The organism is Pseudomonas sp. IT-P74 (assembly GCF_949768175.1).
Classification (GTDB): domain Bacteria; phylum Pseudomonadota; class Gammaproteobacteria; order Pseudomonadales; family Pseudomonadaceae; genus Aquipseudomonas.
In genome coordinates, this window is the sequence record NZ_CATKQD010000066.1 from 232,842 (window position 1) to 248,628 (window position 15,787).

Genomic DNA, 15,787 nt, shown 5'->3' on the forward strand with positions numbered 1-15,787 from the left:
CACACCCGCCGGCAGTCAATCGTTGGTCGCATAGGGCGATCCCGAAAATTGAATGGTCATTTATCGGCCACGCCACTAAAGTGACATCCGGTCTGTAGAGTAGGACGCTCTGTCAGTCTCCTTTCATCTGGTGAGTCACGATTGACCCATAACGCCATCCAGCGCCTGTTGCTCAAACGTTTCGCCCTCGCGGCCGGCACCTACGCCCTGGCATTGCTGTTGCTGTGGCTGGCGTTTTTTACCGGTCACTACAATGCACCGCTTTCCAGTGTCGTCATCGGCAGCGCACTGGTGGTGATCAGCCAGGCTATCCTGTTCGCGGTGTTCTACAGCGGCTGTAACCTGCGCTTCGCCGACTCCAGCCTGACCGAGGCACAAGTGCTGCTGGGGCTGGGCTGGCAAACCTGGCTGATCGCCCATCTGGACGAAGCCCGGGGCGCCTTTTTGGTGTTTTACGTGCTGATCCTGTTGTTCGGCCTGTTCCATTTGTCACGCCGGTCTTTAGTGCGATGCGCGCTGCTGGTGTTTTTCAGTTTCAGTGCGATCACGCTGTGGGAGGGCTACCACTTCCAGCTGCCTGACCCGGCCATGGCAGTGTTGCAGGTCTGTGTGCTGTTCATCGTACTGGTGTGGCTGGTGCTGTATGCCCGCTATGTGCAGGCTTCGCGACAGCGTATGCGCCAGCGGCGTTTTGCTTTGCAGGCGCACCAGGACACGTTGCGCGGGATGATGCGCCAACTTGAAGACCTGGTGGCCACCGACGAGCTCACGGGCCTGTTCAATCGGCGGCATTTCCTGCGCCTGGCGTCCCGTGAACTGAACGCCATGGACGCCGGTGTCGTGCATGGCCTGGCGCTGATCGACCTTGACCATTTCAAGCGCATCAACGACCTGCACGGCCATGCCGCCGGCGATCAGGTGCTGCAAGCCTTTGCCGGCATTGCCAGCGCGTGCCTGCGCGACGGTGATGTTCTGGCCCGCTACGGCGGTGAAGAGTTCGTGGTACTGCTGCCCGATTGCGATGCCGACAGTTTGACTTCGTGCTGCGAACGGCTGCGCATCGCGTTCACCGATGTCGAGTTGATTGGTCTGAATGTACGCAGTCTCAGCCTGTCCGCCGGCATGACCCTGCTGGAACTGGGCGACGACCTCGATGATGCCCTGCAACGGGCCGATCAGGCGCTTTATCGCGCCAAGCGTGACGGCCGCAACCGGTGCGCGGCAGCGTGGGAGAACGTCGATGCCTGAGCTGCGGGTCGGCGAGCGTCATTGGTCGGTGGCGGCGGGGAGCAATCTGCTCGACGCGCTGAACCAGAACGGCGTACCAGTGCCTTACAGTTGCCGCGCCGGCAGTTGCCATGCCTGCCTGGTGCAGTGTGTGCGGGGGCTGCCGAGCGACAGCCGCCCGGATGCCCTGAGTGCCCGGCAGCGTGAACAAGGCTGGCGCCTGGCGTGCCAGTGCCAGGTGGTCGAGGACTTGCAGGTGCACGCCTTCGACCCGCAAACCGATGGCCGACCCGCCGAAGTCGCGGCGATCGATTGGCTGAGCACCACGGTGCTGCGCTTGCGGGTAATCCCCCAGCGGCCGTTGCGCTACAGCGCCGGTCAGCATCTGGTGTTGTGGGCAGGTAGCGTGGCGCGGCCGTATTCGCTCGCCAGCCTGCCGCAAGAAGACCGTTTTCTGGAGTTTCATCTCGATTGCCGCAAGCCCGGGGAATTCAGCGATGCCGCCAGGCAATTGCGCATCGGCGATCCGATCCGTCTCGGTGAACTGCGCGGCGGTGCCTTGCACTACGACCCTGACTGGCACGCCCGGCCGCTGTGGTTGATGGCGGCCGGCACCGGGTTGGGACCGTTGTTTGGTGTATTGCGCGAAGCACTGCGCCAGGATCATCAGGGCCCCATCCGCGTCATACACCTGGCCCATGATGCCGATGAGCACTACCTGGCCAAGCCCCTGCAAGCCATGGCCGCCAGCTGTCCGAACCTGAGTGTCGAACTGTGGACCCCGGCCGAGTTACCCGCGGCTTTGGCGCAACTGCGGCTTGTTTCCCGGCAAACCCTGGCCTTACTCTGCGGAGCCCCCGACAGCGTCGACGCCTTTGCCCGGCGCCTGTACCTGGCGGGATTGCCGCGCAATCAACTGCTGGCCGATGTGTTCCTGCCCCGTGGTTGAGCGCTGACTTTTCAGACGCGAGACCTGCCATGACCGATGCCATCCAGATTGAACGCGAACGCGGCCTGTTGACCCTGCGCCTGAATCGCCCGGACAAGAAAAACGCCCTGACCCGCGCCATGTACAGTCACTTGGCCGAGGCGTTGCAAAAAGCCGACAGCGACCCCGAGATCAATGCCGTACTGATCACCGGTTCGGCCGAATGCTTCACTGCCGGCAACGACATCGCTGATTTCATCCAGCAACCGCCAAGCGGCCTCGACAGCCCGGTATTCCGGTTCATGCTCAACCTGCTCGAATGCCGCAAACCGGTGATCGCCGCCGTGGCCGGAGCGGCGGTGGGCATTGGCACAACGATGTTGCTGCATTGCGACCTGGTCTACGTGGCCCGCGATGCCCGCTTGCGCATGCCGTTCGTCAATCTTGGCCTATGCCCGGAGTTCGGCTCCAGCCTGATCCTGCCACGCTTGCTTGGGCAGGCCAAAGCGGCGGAGTTGTTGCTGCTCGGTGAGGGTTTCAATGGTGAGCAGGCCGCAGCGTGGGGCATTGCGTCCGAAGCACTGGGCAGTGGCGAAGAAGCCTTGGTCAAGGCGCGGGAGATGGCGCTGCGCTTCGAGTCGCTGCCGCCGGAAGCGGTGCGCATCAGCAAGCAATTGATGAAGGCGCCGGACCGGGAGTTGGTGCGCAAGGTGATTGAAGAGGAGGGGGCGTTGTTTACCCAGCGGCTGCGTTCGCCGGAGGCGCTGGCGGCGTTGACGGGGTTTATCAAGCGGCATTGAGTCTTTCGCTGACTGGGCTGGCCCCATCGCGAGCTTGCTCGCGATGGGGCCAGCCTGAACCACACAGTGTCAGGCTCAGAAAGCAAAAAGCCCCGCCATTCACATGGCGGGGCTTTTGTTTTTCAGCGACCGGTCACTCAGACCATCGGATCGCCAACGTGCAGGATCTTCATGCCGTTGGTGCCACCGGTGGTGTGGTAGCTGTCGCCCTTGGTGAGGATGACCCAGTCGCCTTTCTGTACTACGCCGCGCTTGACCAGCTCGTCGATCGCCTTCTGGCTGACTTCGTTCGGCGCCAGGGACGCCGGGTCGAACGGGATGGTGTAAACGCCACGGAACATTGCCGCGCGGGCCTGGGCTTCGCGGTGTGGGGTGAACGCGTAGATCGGCACCGAGGAACGGATGCGCGACATGATCAGCGGGGTGTAGCCACTTTCGGTCAGGGCGATGATCGCCTTCACGCCCGGGAAGTGGTTGGCGGTGTACATGGTCGCCAGTGCGATGCTTTCGTCGCAGCGCTCGAACTCTTTGCCGATGCGGTGGCTGGAGGTCTTGCTGGTCGGGTGCTTTTCGGCGCCGACGCAGATACGCGCCATGGCCTGAACGGCTTCCAGCGGGTACAGGCCTGCGGCACTTTCGGCCGAGAGCATCACGGCGTCGGTGTAGTCGAGCACGGCGTTGGCTACGTCGGACACTTCGGCGCGGGTCGGCATCGGGTTCTGGATCATCGACTCCATCATCTGGGTCGCGACGATCACAGCCTTGTTGTGGCGGCGTGCGTGCAGAATGATTTTCTTCTGGATGCCCACCAGCTCGGCGTCGCCGATTTCCACGCCCAGGTCACCACGGGCAACCATCACCGCGTCGGATGCCTTGATCAGGCCGTCGAGGGTTTCGTCGTCGGCCACGGCTTCGGCGCGTTCGATCTTCGCCACCAGCCAGGCAGTGCCGCCGGCTTCGTCGCGCAGTTGACGGGCGTATTCCATGTCGGCGGCGTCACGCGGGAAGGAGACCGCGAGGTAGTCGACTTCCATTTCCGCGGCGAGCTTGATGTCCGCCTTGTCTTTTTCAGTCAGGGCCGGAGCGGTCAGGCCGCCACCGCGACGGTTGATGCCTTTGTGGTCCGACAGCGGGCCGCCGATGGTCACGGTGCAGTTCAGTTCGGTGGCCGTGGCGGTATCGACGCGCATCACCACGCGACCGTCGTCGAGCAGCAACTCGTCGCCCACGCCGCAGTCCTTGACCAGGTCCGGGTAGTCGATGCCGACCACTTGCTGGTTGCCTTCGGTCAGAGGATGGCTGGTGGAGAAGGTGAATTGATCACCGATCTTCAGCTCGATCTTCTTGTTGGCGAATTTGGCGATACGGATTTTCGGGCCTTGCAGGTCACCCAGCAGGGCGACGAAGCGGCCGTGCTTGGCGGCGAGGTCACGGACCAGCTTCGCGCGAGCCTTGTGCTCGTCGGGAGTGCCGTGGGAGAAGTTCAGGCGGGCGACGTCCAGGCCAGCCAGAATCAGCTGTTCGAGAACTTCCGGCGAGTTACTGGCCGGGCCAAGGGTGGCGACGATTTTGGTACGACGGACGGACATGCAAAGACTCCTGAGTTCAAGCGCTGAGTGAGGCTACTATGCTCCGAAGGTGTAGTCATTGTTCGTTTGCACTACTTTTTCGTGAAGAGCTTGGTTTTAAGGAAGAACCAGATATTGCCCTGGCCTCTGTAGGAGCGAGCCTGCTCGCGAAGAGCTCAAGGACGACGCGGTTACTCAGAAAGTACGCATAATCGTTGACGTCCATCGCGAGCAGGCTCGCTCCTACAACAACGGTCCACAGTGCCTTGATTGAACCCTGCAACTTTGCGTCCCGGCAGCCTGAAGATTTCCGACCATGGGTCGATACAGCGTTCAAGACAGGAGATTTCCCCATGCGTTTCGTTCTCATTGCCGCCCTTGCCATCAGCGTCCTCAGCGTCACGGGCTGCACCCGTTGGTCGATGAACCATCATTTGAACAATGCCTACAGCGCCTACGACCGGGGCAATTGCGAGCAGGTGATGCTCGAGCTGTCCAAGGTCGAGCGCGACAGCCGCGCGCGGCCTTACGTGTGGCCGGAAGTGTCGATGATGCGCGGCCTGTGTCTGGAGCGGCAGAAGATGTACATCGATGCGGTCCAGACGTATCAGTTCATCATGGCGTCCTATCCCCAGAGCGAATATGCCTACCGCGCCCGTGCCCGCATCGAAACCCTGCAGAGCCTGGGCCACTACCCGACGCGCAGTGCCGCAGCGGCAAAACCGGCGCAGTTCTGACGGCCGTAATCCTCTGATCGCTGGCTCACCGGAGGTGGTGAGCTATAGTCCAGGGAACCGGTTTTAGAGCCTTGCCTCTGAACCGGGGCAACACCTGCGACCGGCACAAGCAGGACTCAGCGCTGTCAGGACTGGCGCACCGGAAGCGGGGAGAGCGGGCAAGACTTATGCATACCCGTTCCGAAGCAGTAGTGCGGCTCTGCTTAAGAGCCTTGCATAGCGAAATTGCACATGTTCACCGACCGCCGAATCGAGCGGCATCAACTGCCGTACTTCCTGAAAGTGTTCAACGGCATCACCGGCAAACCCATCGGCTACCTGGGCAATGTCTCCGAAGACGGGCTGATGTTGATCAGCCTGCTGCCGATGATGATCGGCGCGGACTTCAACCTGCGCCTGAAAATTCCCGCCAGCGAAGGTGGCCAGCGGATCATCGACCTGCAGGCCTGTTGCCTGTGGTGCCATGAAGACGCGACCCCCCAACATTACGACGCCGGGTTCAGCCTGCAACGGGCACCACCGGAATATGGGCAACTGGTGGAGGCGTTGAAGCAATATTTCAGTTTTCTGCCGTTGCCGGCTTCGGCCTGAGATCACTGGGAAGCCACCTGTGAGGGATTGCTCAGGTTCAGAGTCCGGTTCTTTTCCAGCCCAGGTACCGGGTCACCAGCTCTGCCCCCAACTCGCCGGGCCGTGCATCCATCACCAACACGCCATGAGCGTTCAAGCGCTCATGGAGCTCGGCGCGTGCATTGAGGTAGTCCACGGTCCCGCAATAGGCCAGCGCTTCGGGCAAAGTCTGCACCTGTGACTGACGCAGGGTGTCAAGAACGCCTTCACGCAAGCTCGCGACCAGCACCTGATGCCGCTGGCTCAGGCGGTTGACAGCCGAGAGCAGCCCATCGTCATCCTCTTCGCGCAGGTTGGTCACCAGCACCACCAGTGCCCGGCGTTTTTGCCGTGCCAGCAGTTGCGTGGCCGCGGCCTGATAGTCGGCACTGCGTTGGCTGCTGTTCAAGTCATAGACGGTATTGAGCAGGGTGTTGAGGTGGCTGGTGCCTTTTACCGGCGCGAGGTAGCGCGGCTGTTCGCTGGCAAAGGTGCTCAAGCCGACCGCATCGCCCTGACGTAGCGCCACGTAGCTGAGCAACAGGCAAGCGTTGAGAGCGTGATCGAAGTGCGACAGTTCATCATCCTGGCTGCGCATGTGCCGGCCGCAGTCGAGCATGAAGATGATCTGCTGGTCGCGCTCGTCCTGATACTCCCGGGCAATCGGCGTGCGTTGGCGGGCGGTGGCTTTCCAGTCGATCTGGCGCAGGCTGTCGCCCTCGCGAAACTCGCGCAATTGATGGAATTCCAGGCCCAGGCCCCGTCGTTGTTTACGACGGACGCCAAGCTGGCTGAGCCAGTTGTCCACCGCGAGTAACTGTCCGTCATACAAACGGGCGAAGTCGGGGTAGACGCGGGTGGCGTCGGGCAGGTCGAGCAAACGTCTGTCCGACCAGAGCCCAAAGGGGCTGGGCAGGTCGATTTCACAGCGTTCGATGCTGAAGTGGCCGCGCTTGAGCGGGCGCAGGCGATAACCCGCCAGGCTGTGCTGGTCGGGTTGCAACTCGACCGTCAACGGCAGGTTTTCGAAGTCCAGGCCCGGTGGTACATGGTCGAAGACTTGGACCTTCAGCGGTTGCGCAAAGTCATGTTCGAACGTCAGTTGCACCTCGCTCCATCGACCCAACGCCAGGCTACCGGGTATCTGGCGTATCAGTCGGGGTGAGGACAAGCGCTTCACCCGCACCGCATCCAGCAGTGCCAGGGCCAGCAGCGCCAGGAGCAACCCCCAGTTGATCGTCATGAGATTTGCCGGAACCGCGAACTCCAATGCTCGCAAAGTGCCCGACACAATGGTGCAGGCCAGCAGGATCAACAGCCAGGCGAGCATCAGGCGCGAGGGTTTCACAGGCGCGGCGCCGGCACTTGGTCGAGCATCTGCTGGAGCACCTGATCGACATCCAGGCCCTCGATGTCCAGCTCCGGTGCGATACGCACACGATGGCGCAGCACGGCCAGGGCGCAGCCTTTGATGTCATCCGGAATCACGAACTCACCGCCGCGCAGCAGCGCACGAGCCCGGGCACATCGCACCAGCGCGATGGATGCGCGTGGGCCGGCGCCGAGGATCAAGCCGGGCCAGTTGCGGGTGGAACGGGCCAGGCGCACAGCGTAATCGAGTACCTGATCGTCCAGGGCCAGGTCGCTGGCGATGCGTTGCAGGACCAGTACATCCCGGGCCTGCAACAACGTGCGCATCGGCTGGACATCAAGCATGTCGGCCCGGGTCGAGCGGCTGACCTGTCGCACCATGTCCAGCTCTTGCCCGGCGTCGGGGTAGTCCATGCGCACCTTGAGCATGAAGCGGTCCAGTTCAGCCTCCGGCAATGGGTAAGTGCCTTCCTGTTCGATCGGATTTTGCGTGGCGAGCACCATGAACGGTTGTGCAATCGCCAATGGCCGTCCTTCGAGGGTGACTTGCCGTTCCTGCATGGCTTCGAGCAGCGCGGCCTGGGTTTTCGCCGGGGCACGGTTGATCTCGTCGGCCAGCAGAAGGTTAGTGAACAATGGCCCCTTGCGCAGTTTGAACTGCTCGGTCTGCAAGTCATACACGGCATGCCCGGTGACGTCGCTGGGCATCAGGTCCGGGGTGAACTGGATGCGGGCGAACTCACCACCGAAGCAGCGTGCGAGGGCACGGACCAACAGGGTCTTGCCCAGCCCCGGTACGCCTTCGAGCAACACGTGGCCGCCGGCGATCAGTGCCGTCAGGACGTCGTCGATCACGCTGTCCTGGCCAATCACCGCTTTTTGCAGTTCTTTACGTACGGCCCGGGCCAGATGGCCGGCACGTTGACGCTGTTGAGCGGCATGGCTCGGTGCGCCGGGCTCTATCGGTTGACTCATGGGTTCCGGAGCCTTGTTAACAGTTACATTTGTTTTATCTTCCATAAATCAGTCACTTATCTAATCTAACTTTTTCTCACGTATTTTTTACGCGTGGAACGAGTGAGTGACTGCCAATCTGCCTCATTGCAATTCCATGGCAACCCATCACTTGAGCGTTCGTCAGAAGTGGAGGTTAGTCTACGACGGTCAGAGGGCACGCGATTTCAGAATCGATTACGTAACCGAAGAAAATCCAGTTTAAGAACCCAATAACAGAGCAGCGACCATTAAGGGCTACTACCGACCTGGAGCAGTCGGCGAACAGAATAATGGCAAATTAGCGGCTATGCTTGGTCTGCTGTCGAAACTGATCAGGGAGTCCGGCAGGCTGCGCGGAAATGACCCGCAACGAGCCCTGTGTCACCCGACCATTCTGCGTGAAGCATCCAGTTCAGGGGCGCAAATCCAGAACAGAGAAAAAATTTGGCTAATACTACGTGCGGTGTGTTCTCAGGTTCAGGTGTCGGCATAAAAGGTTAATTGGTTTCCGAATACCGCTTCTATTGGTCAATTTAGAAGGATTATGTTTGGAGATTGTGAAATGGATTTTTTCAGGAATAAAAGCGCCGCAAAGCAAGCCATACCCACCAGTTCAAATAAGCCGCGCTCGACCAAATGGCACCGCATGTACTTTTTTCTTGCGGGATTCGACGTGCTGGTTGTGGTGCTGAGCGTGCTATTGAATCACCTGATCGTCGATACCTATCACCGCTCCATCAAGGCGAACCAGTCGTGGGTCCAACAGCTGTCGAGCTATTCAACGCTGGGCAGCCTGGCTTCCACAGTCAATGCGCCGGGCAATAATGTGTTCGATACACATAATGTTGAAGCCGAATCGCGGAACATGAATGAGGCCTTGCGCGCCTTCAACGAGCATTTGGCAATGGCCAAAAAACAGTTGGAAGTACGGATCGCCAATGAGGCTGAACACAGTGCGGATATACAAGCCTTTTCCCTTGCATTGAAGGATGAGGTGGGTGCAGTTGATGCCGCGATGGTCGAAATGGTGAACGAGGCCTTGCTGATCTTTTCCTACTTCAGGGAGGGGCAGTCGGATAATGCCGGCAAACGCATGGCAACGATGGACAGGAAGTATGCCCTGTTGCTCGCCTCACTCAGTACCGTGCGGGATCGCGTTGGCCTGATTCAAAGCAGGCTCCTGGAGGAGGAGCTTGAGTCGGTCGAAGAACTGCGCCGGGTCGAATACGCGATCATGGTGTTCGTGCTACTGATGGTCAGTGCGGCCGTTATCTACGGGGGCAAGATCAGGCGCGAAATGGAGTCGCAAGCAGCCGAAAGGGAGGGTTATCTGGCAGTGCTGCGCGAAAGCGAGAAGCAGGCCCGCCAGCAAGCATCGCTGCTGGACAAGGCCCAGGACGCCATTGTCGTTCACGGGATGGATAACCGCATCCTGTACTGGAACAAAAGTGCCGAGCGTCTCTACGGTCTGTCAAAGGAAGAGGCACTCGGCAAATCGGCACAGGAGTTGATCTACCAGGGTAGCGCCGCTTTCAATGCGGCCACTAACCGCCCGATAGAAACGGGTGACTGGGCGGACGAAGTTACACTTCGACGCCGGGATGGCTGCACCATCACGCTCGAAAGTCATCGAACCCTGGTGCGAGACGATGATGGCCAGCCTCAATCCGTTCTGTCGATCAATACTGACATCACCCACCGTAAGACCGCTGAGCAAGAGGTCCAGCGTTTGGCCTTCTACGATCAGTTGACCGGGCTGGCCAACAGGCGGCTCATGTTGGACCGGTTACAGCATCTGCTGGCGGGCAGCTCCCGTAGTCTGCATACGAGCGGGATAATTCTCATTGACCTGGATAACTTCAAGGCACTGAACGACACGCTGGGGCATGACAGAGGCGACATGTTGCTGCAGCAAGTTGCTCTGCGCCTTTGCGGCTGCATACGCGAGAGCGACACCGTGGCTCGCCTGGGCGGAGACGAATTCGTCGTCCTGCTGGATGGCCTTAATGAGAATCCTCCAGAAGCAGCTATCCAGGCCAAGGCTATTGGCGAAAAGATTCTCAACGCTCTGAACATTTCCTACCAGTTGGATGGATATGAGCACCACAGCACCCCCAGTCTCGGCATTGCGCTGTTCCAGGGGCAGATGAGCACAGTGGACGATATTATGAAGCGCGCTGACCTGGCGATGTATCGCGCCAAGGCGGCGGGCCGCAATACCATGCGCTTCTTCGATCCGGAAATGCAGGCGGTTGCCACGGCTCGTGCCAGACTGGAAGTAGACTTGCGCCAAGGCTTGCAGGACAACGAATTCCTTCTTCATTACCAGCCGCAGGTGAATAGTGAGGGCCGTATCATTGGCGCAGAGGCACTGATGAGATGGCAGAATCCTGAGCGCGGAGTCGTGTTTCCAGGCGAGTTCATTCCATTGGCAGAGGAAACGGGGTTGATTCTGCCGTTAGGCCGTTGGGCGCTGCAGGCAGCCTGCACTCAGCTGGTTGCCTGGGCAAAGCATTCGGAAACCGCCCGACTGGGTATGGCTGTGAATGTCAGCGCCCGCCAGTTTCACCATCCGGACTTCGTCGAGGAGGTACTGCAAGTACTGAAATACACGGGTGCCGATCCGAAGAAATTGAAACTGGAACTGACCGAAGGCCTGCTGATAGAGGATATGGAAGGTACTGTCGCCAAAATGATCGAGTTGAAAGAGATCGGCATAGGCCTTTCGCTGGATGATTTCGGAACCGGCTATTCGTCACTGTCATACCTGAAGAGCCTTCCGCTGGATCAACTCAAGATCGACCAGTCCTTCATCAGAGATGTGCTGGTTGATCCCAACGACGCCGCCATCGCCTGCGCGATTGTGAGCCTGAGCCAGATATTGGGTCTTTCGGTGATTGCCGAAGGTGTGGAGACAGAAGCTCAGCGCACCTTTCTGGTCAAGCATGGCTGCAAGACCTATCAGGGCTACCTGTTTTCCCCGCCACTGTCTGCCGAACAATTTGAGGAGTATGTTCACGAAAGATTAATGGCGAGCACTGATTTCCCACGGACCAAGACTAAATCGCCATGACTTCGCAGGTGCCCGGGAGCATCTAACGTTTGTCAGGTGCCAGATCATAGGGCGTTCCTCAAGGTTTGCAGGTGAGCGACCTGACGGCTGAATTCAACGCTGGAAAGCCGTTGTTTCGGTCGCGGGCTCATGGCTTGGCTGATGGCGCGTGTGGGTTGGCCGGTCAGGCGCGCGAGCACCAGCCATTGTTCGGCAACGCCGAGCTGTTCAAAACCGGGGTGGCGACGCCGCACGCGCCGCAGGATGTCTTGCTGCAAGGCTTGCAGCAGGCCGGCCTGACCGTTGCGACGCAACAGGAAGTCGGCACTGGCGCGCAGGTGCTCCTGCAATTGCCGGCGCGCTTTCGGCACGGGTTCCAGCAGTGGCCCCTGACGCACGCCAAAGTGCCAGAAACCCAGGCCGATCAAGGCGAACAGCGCGACCAGCGCCTGGGGGAAGTAACGCAGCAGCAAGGTCAGCAGGCTGTCGTGATCGGTGTTGAATATCAGCGTCACGCGGGTGTCGGTGGTCAGGTACCAGAGCAGCCAGGCGTTGTCGTACCGGTCGATGGCCGGGGTTTTCCACAGGTCGGCATCGGTGACCACGATGATCGAACCCTGCCCGTGGTTGAGTTGCATCATGTGGGTGGCCCTGGCGCTGTTGGCCCAGGCCAGGGCGAGGTTTTTCGGGTCTTCGAGATGGAATGCGGTATCGAAACCGGCATAGGCCGGGGCGTCCTCGTCTTCCAGATAGAGCTTGGTCAGTAGCGGGTACGGATCATCACCGATACCTGACGGTGGGTCCTTGAGGTCTTTGCTCAGGGACTGGTGCAGTTGCACCCGGTCGAGCAGCAGGTCATTGCTATGGCCGAGCTTTTCATCCCACAGCGACTCGGCGACAAACAGAAGCCGCCCGCCGGCCCGGGTCCAGTTCATCACCTGGTCGATTTGCCGTGGGGTCATGTTGCCGCGTTCCCCGAGCAACAGCAGGCTGTGTTGATGCGGGTCGAGGCTGGGCAGGATATCGAGGCCGTTGGCGTGGCCGACGCTCAGGCCTTGCTTGCGAAGGAACAACTCGGCCGCCAGATAAGGGTTGGCATTGGCTTCGGGGGAGGGGCCGTGGTCGACTTCTGTCTGGTAGGGGGTTGCCTTGAGGTACAGATAAACGCTCAGCGCAGCCAGCAACACGGCGATCAACACCCCGGCTATCGAGCCCCAACGCCGACTCAACGGACAGCCTCCGTGCCGAACAGGATACGCCAGCCGTTACACAGTTCCTGCTGCACCTGAGCAGGCGGCAGACGATGCCCGTAGGCCATGTTTTGCCAGTGTCCGGTCAGGTTTTGGCTGTAGGCCAGCAAGGCTGGCTGCTGCAGTAGCTCTACACGCCGAAGCACCTGGCCTTCGGTGTCGGCGGACTTGAGCGCGATGTTGAAGTCGTGCAACAGACGGCTGAGCAGGGCGCGATAAAGCAAACCAAGCGCTTCGCGTGGATGACTCTGCCAAAGACTTTCAGCGTGGGCGGCGATGTCGGCGGGCAGGGATTCGGGCTTGAGGTCCATGCCGAATGCCTGCTGAGGTAACGGTCGCGTGGCTTTGCTGTCGGGGATTGGTCGGCGGCTGACGAAGGCCTGCAACCAGTCGCGATAGCGCCAGATCAACAGGCCGACGGCACCCATGACGAGGCCCCACAGTAAGATTTCAATCAGAGTCGCCAATGCCCCGAAGCGTTGCCCCTCGAACAGCTTCAGCAGGTCCTTCAACCATTGCGGTGTCTTGCCATCGTCTGGAGTTTCAGCGCTCGGTCGCTCTTCGCCAAAGCGGTAGCGCGTGACCGACTCCCGGTTCTTGAAGGGCGGCTGTTCGAGGATCGACTTGATGCTGTCCCTGGAGGCCTGGCTGGTCAGGGGCTGGTCCAGCAGGCGCGGGCTGTCGGGTGAAATGGGCAATTCGGCGGCCCACAGGCTGTGAGTGGTCGGCAACAGCACAATCACGGCCATCAACAGGACAGCGCTTGCACTGACCAGACGCTGGCGCATTCGGCGGAACACCAGTTCGATGTCCCAGGCCTCCAGCACGGTGCGCCGGTTCAGGTACAGGCTGAAACCGCAGGCGACATAGGTCGGTTCCCAGACCACCAGCACCAGTGCATAAAAGGCGTTGGTCAAGTGTTCCAGCCAGCGCCAGTCCTGGGCGGCCGCCGAGAGCAGCGACTGCCAGCTCCAGTCGAGCGCGACCTGTTGTGGCAGCAGCAGATAGAACAACACCATCAAGCCGATCCACAATGCGCCTTCCAGGTGCGCGCCGATGATCGTCAGCCAGCGTGCGGCGCCGGCGTCTCGCTGCAACAACACCTGCAGGCGCTGTTGCCGTTGCTGTCCGTTGAGTCCTTCGAGTTGCACCACCGGCATCACGAAACTGCGGGTCAAACTCAGGCGTCGCCAGGTCAGGCTGGCCAGCAATTGCGGTTTGAGCAGGCGTGGCCATTGGTGCAGGGCCTGCTTGAGCGTGGGCGTTTCACCGAACATCGCCTGGGACAGGATGTACAAAGGCAGGCGTTCGAACGCCGGCTTCAGCCACCAGAAAATGAACACGGCGAGAGAGGGCGAGTCCCAGAACCCCCAACTGAGCAGCGCGAAAACCGGCAAGGTGACCAAGGCCCAACTGGTCATCAACAGACGTCGATGGCGCTGGCTCAGGAGCACCCCGAGGTCCATGGCTTCCCAGGTCGAGCGTGGGCGAATCACCACCGTGGCGTCACTCAGGCGCATGGCGGTAACGTCCGGCGAACACGAGATAAACCACCACCAGCAGCCAGAGCGCCGCGCCGACCAGGTACTTGGTCTGGCGCGAAGGACCGGTCATCGACGACCAATAGGCTTCGATAAAGGCCGCGATCAACAGAAACAGCATGACCCCGCAGATCAGCAGCACGCTCTTGCGCGCCGCCAATCGCAAGGCCTCGGCCCGTGGCAGGCGCCCCGGGGCGACCAAGGCCCAGCCCAGTTTCAGACCGGCGGCTCCGGCCAGGGCGATGGCGCTGAGTTCGAAAGCACCGTGGCCGATCACGAATGACCAGAAGGTTTGCCCGTAGCCGACGTAGGTCAGGTGCCCGGCCACCGCCCCGATCATCAGGCCGTTGAAAATCAGGAAAAACACACTGCCCAACCCGAACAGCAAACCGCTGGCGAAGGTCTGAAAGGCAATGCCGATGTTGTGCATGATGTAGTAGCCGAACATCGCCCAGTCCTCACTGGCGGCTCGCTCCGCCGTGCGCCCGAGGTGACCGGCAACGGGGTCGTACATGCTTTGCATCTCGCTGACCTGCGCGGCAGGGATCAGGTTGTAGACCAGCTCCGGGTACAGGTACACCAACAGCGCGAAGCCGGCCAGACTGCCAAAGAACATCAGGCAGGCGGCGAGGACGAAGCGCCACTGTTCGCGAACCAGTCGCGGAAAGTCGGCCAGGATGAACGCCAGCACATTGGCCCCCAAACCGCTGCGATGACGGTAAAGCTGTTGGTGTCCGCGCAGCACCTGTTGCTGCAAGGAGTCGATCAGGAAACTGCTGTAGCCACGCTCCCGTGCCAGTGCCAGGTGTTGGCAGAGGCGTCGGTAGTCCTTCGGGAATGTGCCGGCGTCGGTGGCTTTGCCGTCCCGTTCCAACTGTTCGAGCAGGTGGTTGAAATCCTCCCATTCGGCCTTGTACCGGCGTTCAAAAAGGCTTTGCTTCATGTCGGCCCCAACAAGCCGCGCGCGATGCCGTTGAGCTCGGTCACCGCCTGCGGTGGCTGGACGTTCAAGGGGTGGGCGAGAATCGAAGCCAGTTCAATGACCCGCGCTTCGGAGAGTTCACCCTGGCGCTCGGCAAACCCGAGGATGGCCCGTTGCTCGGTGAGTGTCAGGACAAAGGCCGGGCTGCGAGGCTGGACTTCGGGGAGCTGGGGGCGGGTGTGCGGTCGTTCGCGGTAGATCACCAGGGTCCCGGCGGCGATATCGCCGAGGCGCTTGAAGTGCGGGTGTTGCAGGCAACTGATGGCCCCGAGGAAGTAACCAAACGGCAGCAGGTCGACAACGCGCAGCAGGTTGCGCAGCAGCGACGCGGACCAGCCGACCGGGGTGCCATCGTCGTGCACCACCCGCAAGCCCATCCATTGCTTGCCCGGCGAGCGGCCGTGGTTCAGCACCTCGAACAGCACCATGTACCACCAGCTGACCATGAACAGCAGGATCGAGCCGAGCCCGGCGCCCAGTTTGCCGAGCATTGCCAGTGCAAGGAGCAGCACGCCCAGGACCAGGCCGCGCAAACCAAGATCGATGGAGAATGCCAGCGCACGAACCATCAGCCCGGCCGGCCGCAGTGGCAGGTCGACGCCCTCCGGCGTTTCGACCTGATACCGCGTATCCAGCGGCGGTGACAGCGGCGCAGTCCCTGGCAGTGCTGTGGTCTGGAGCATGGGCAACCTGATGATGTGGCCTGGATCGGGATTGTGTACCCAT

13 protein-coding genes are annotated in these 15,787 nt (G+C 60.8%); 6 read left to right on the forward strand and 7 right to left on the reverse strand.

Features of this window, described 5'->3' with window-relative positions; genetic code table 11:
- The first annotated feature begins 141 nt into the window (after positions 1-141).
- From ACM6J5_RS23450 to ACM6J5_RS23460, 3 genes are read left to right on the forward strand one after another with little or no spacing between them, the layout of a single operon-like run.
- Complete coding sequence (locus ACM6J5_RS23450) at positions 142-1,248, forward strand: GGDEF domain-containing protein (protein WP_095942808.1); 1,107 nt, start codon at positions 142-144, stop codon at positions 1,246-1,248.
- Positions 1,241-2,176, forward strand: coding sequence for an iron-sulfur-binding ferredoxin reductase (locus tag ACM6J5_RS23455; protein ID WP_414929425.1), 936 nt, complete (start codon positions 1,241-1,243; stop codon positions 2,174-2,176). Before ACM6J5_RS23450 ends, ACM6J5_RS23455 begins: the two co-directional genes overlap by 8 nt.
- 29 nt (positions 2,177-2,205) lie before the next feature.
- Positions 2,206-2,955: an enoyl-CoA hydratase-related protein gene (locus ACM6J5_RS23460; protein ID WP_095942806.1), complete on the forward strand. Its 750-nt coding sequence runs from the start codon at positions 2,206-2,208 to the stop codon at positions 2,953-2,955.
- 137 nt (positions 2,956-3,092) lie between these two features.
- Here the strand turns inward: ACM6J5_RS23460 and pyk are convergent, their stop codons facing one another.
- Positions 3,093-4,544 carry a pyruvate kinase gene (pyk, locus tag ACM6J5_RS23465; protein WP_008052494.1) on the reverse strand — a complete coding sequence of 484 codons (1,452 nt, stop codon included), beginning with the start codon at positions 4,542-4,544 and terminating at the stop codon, positions 3,093-3,095.
- Between the two features lie 332 nt (positions 4,545-4,876).
- On the opposite strand from pyk, the gene ACM6J5_RS23470 reads away from it, so the two are divergent.
- A complete protein-coding gene (locus tag ACM6J5_RS23470) occupies positions 4,877-5,260 on the forward strand; it encodes a tetratricopeptide repeat protein (protein ID WP_095942804.1) in 384 nt (127 codons plus the stop codon).
- Positions 5,261-5,491: 231 nt separating this feature from the next.
- Entirely contained in the window at positions 5,492-5,851 is a 360-nt protein-coding gene (locus tag ACM6J5_RS23475; RefSeq protein WP_095942803.1) for a PilZ domain-containing protein, read from the forward strand.
- A 37-nt stretch (positions 5,852-5,888) separates the two neighbouring features.
- Here ACM6J5_RS23475 and ACM6J5_RS23480 read toward each other — a convergent pair whose 3' ends face one another.
- Complete coding sequence (locus ACM6J5_RS23480; RefSeq protein ID WP_414929426.1) at positions 5,889-7,217, reverse strand: DUF58 domain-containing protein; 1,329 nt, start codon at positions 7,215-7,217, stop codon at positions 5,889-5,891.
- Positions 7,214-8,215, reverse strand: coding sequence for an AAA family ATPase (locus ACM6J5_RS23485; RefSeq protein WP_414929427.1), 1,002 nt, complete (start codon positions 8,213-8,215; stop codon positions 7,214-7,216). Before ACM6J5_RS23485 ends, ACM6J5_RS23480 begins: the two co-directional genes overlap by 4 nt.
- A gap of 583 nt (positions 8,216-8,798) precedes the next feature.
- On the opposite strand from ACM6J5_RS23485, the gene ACM6J5_RS23490 reads away from it, so the two are divergent.
- Positions 8,799-11,309 (forward strand): putative bifunctional diguanylate cyclase/phosphodiesterase, encoded by a 2,511-nt coding sequence (locus ACM6J5_RS23490; protein ID WP_095942800.1) that lies wholly within the window; start codon positions 8,799-8,801, stop codon positions 11,307-11,309.
- A gap of 44 nt (positions 11,310-11,353) precedes the next feature.
- Here ACM6J5_RS23490 and ACM6J5_RS23495 read toward each other — a convergent pair whose 3' ends face one another.
- The 4 genes from ACM6J5_RS23495 to ACM6J5_RS23510 are packed head-to-tail and all read right to left on the reverse strand — an operon-like array spanning position 11,354 to position 15,744.
- A complete protein-coding gene (locus tag ACM6J5_RS23495; protein ID WP_095942799.1) occupies positions 11,354-12,517 on the reverse strand; it encodes a DUF4350 domain-containing protein in 1,164 nt (387 codons plus the stop codon).
- On the reverse strand, positions 12,514-14,058 hold the full coding sequence (locus ACM6J5_RS23500; RefSeq protein WP_414929428.1) for a DUF4129 domain-containing protein: 1,545 nt from the start codon (positions 14,056-14,058) through the stop codon (positions 12,514-12,516). The genes ACM6J5_RS23495 and ACM6J5_RS23500 overlap by 4 nt, the downstream gene beginning before the upstream one ends.
- Positions 14,045-15,022 (reverse strand): stage II sporulation protein M, encoded by a 978-nt coding sequence (locus ACM6J5_RS23505; protein WP_095942827.1) that lies wholly within the window; start codon positions 15,020-15,022, stop codon positions 14,045-14,047. Before ACM6J5_RS23505 ends, ACM6J5_RS23500 begins: the two co-directional genes overlap by 14 nt.
- Positions 15,019-15,744: an RDD family protein gene (locus ACM6J5_RS23510; RefSeq protein ID WP_095942797.1), complete on the reverse strand. Its 726-nt coding sequence runs from the start codon at positions 15,742-15,744 to the stop codon at positions 15,019-15,021. The genes ACM6J5_RS23505 and ACM6J5_RS23510 overlap by 4 nt, the downstream gene beginning before the upstream one ends.
- Between the last annotated feature and the right edge of the window lie 43 nt (positions 15,745-15,787).

What these genes read in the sequence shown, in the direction of transcription:
- ACM6J5_RS23455 (WP_414929425.1), top strand. Translation starts at nt 1,241, where the DNA reads ATGCCTGAGCTGCGGGTCGGCGAGCGTCATTGGTCGGTGGCGGCGGGG.
- ACM6J5_RS23460 (WP_095942806.1), top strand. Translation starts at nt 2,206, where the DNA reads ATGACCGATGCCATCCAGATTGAACGCGAACGCGGCCTGTTGACCCTG.
- pyk (WP_008052494.1), bottom strand. Translation starts at nt 4,544, where the DNA reads ATGTCCGTCCGTCGTACCAAAATCGTCGCCACCCTTGGCCCGGCCAGT.
- ACM6J5_RS23470 (WP_095942804.1), top strand. Translation starts at nt 4,877, where the DNA reads ATGCGTTTCGTTCTCATTGCCGCCCTTGCCATCAGCGTCCTCAGCGTC.
- ACM6J5_RS23475 (WP_095942803.1), top strand. Translation starts at nt 5,492, where the DNA reads ATGTTCACCGACCGCCGAATCGAGCGGCATCAACTGCCGTACTTCCTG.
- ACM6J5_RS23485 (WP_414929427.1), bottom strand. Translation starts at nt 8,215, where the DNA reads ATGAGTCAACCGATAGAGCCCGGCGCACCGAGCCATGCCGCTCAACAG.
- ACM6J5_RS23490 (WP_095942800.1), top strand. Translation starts at nt 8,799, where the DNA reads ATGGATTTTTTCAGGAATAAAAGCGCCGCAAAGCAAGCCATACCCACC.
- ACM6J5_RS23500 (WP_414929428.1), bottom strand. Translation starts at nt 14,058, where the DNA reads ATGCGCCTGAGTGACGCCACGGTGGTGATTCGCCCACGCTCGACCTGG.
- ACM6J5_RS23505 (WP_095942827.1), bottom strand. Translation starts at nt 15,022, where the DNA reads ATGAAGCAAAGCCTTTTTGAACGCCGGTACAAGGCCGAATGGGAGGAT.
- ACM6J5_RS23510 (WP_095942797.1), bottom strand. Translation starts at nt 15,744, where the DNA reads ATGCTCCAGACCACAGCACTGCCAGGGACTGCGCCGCTGTCACCGCCG.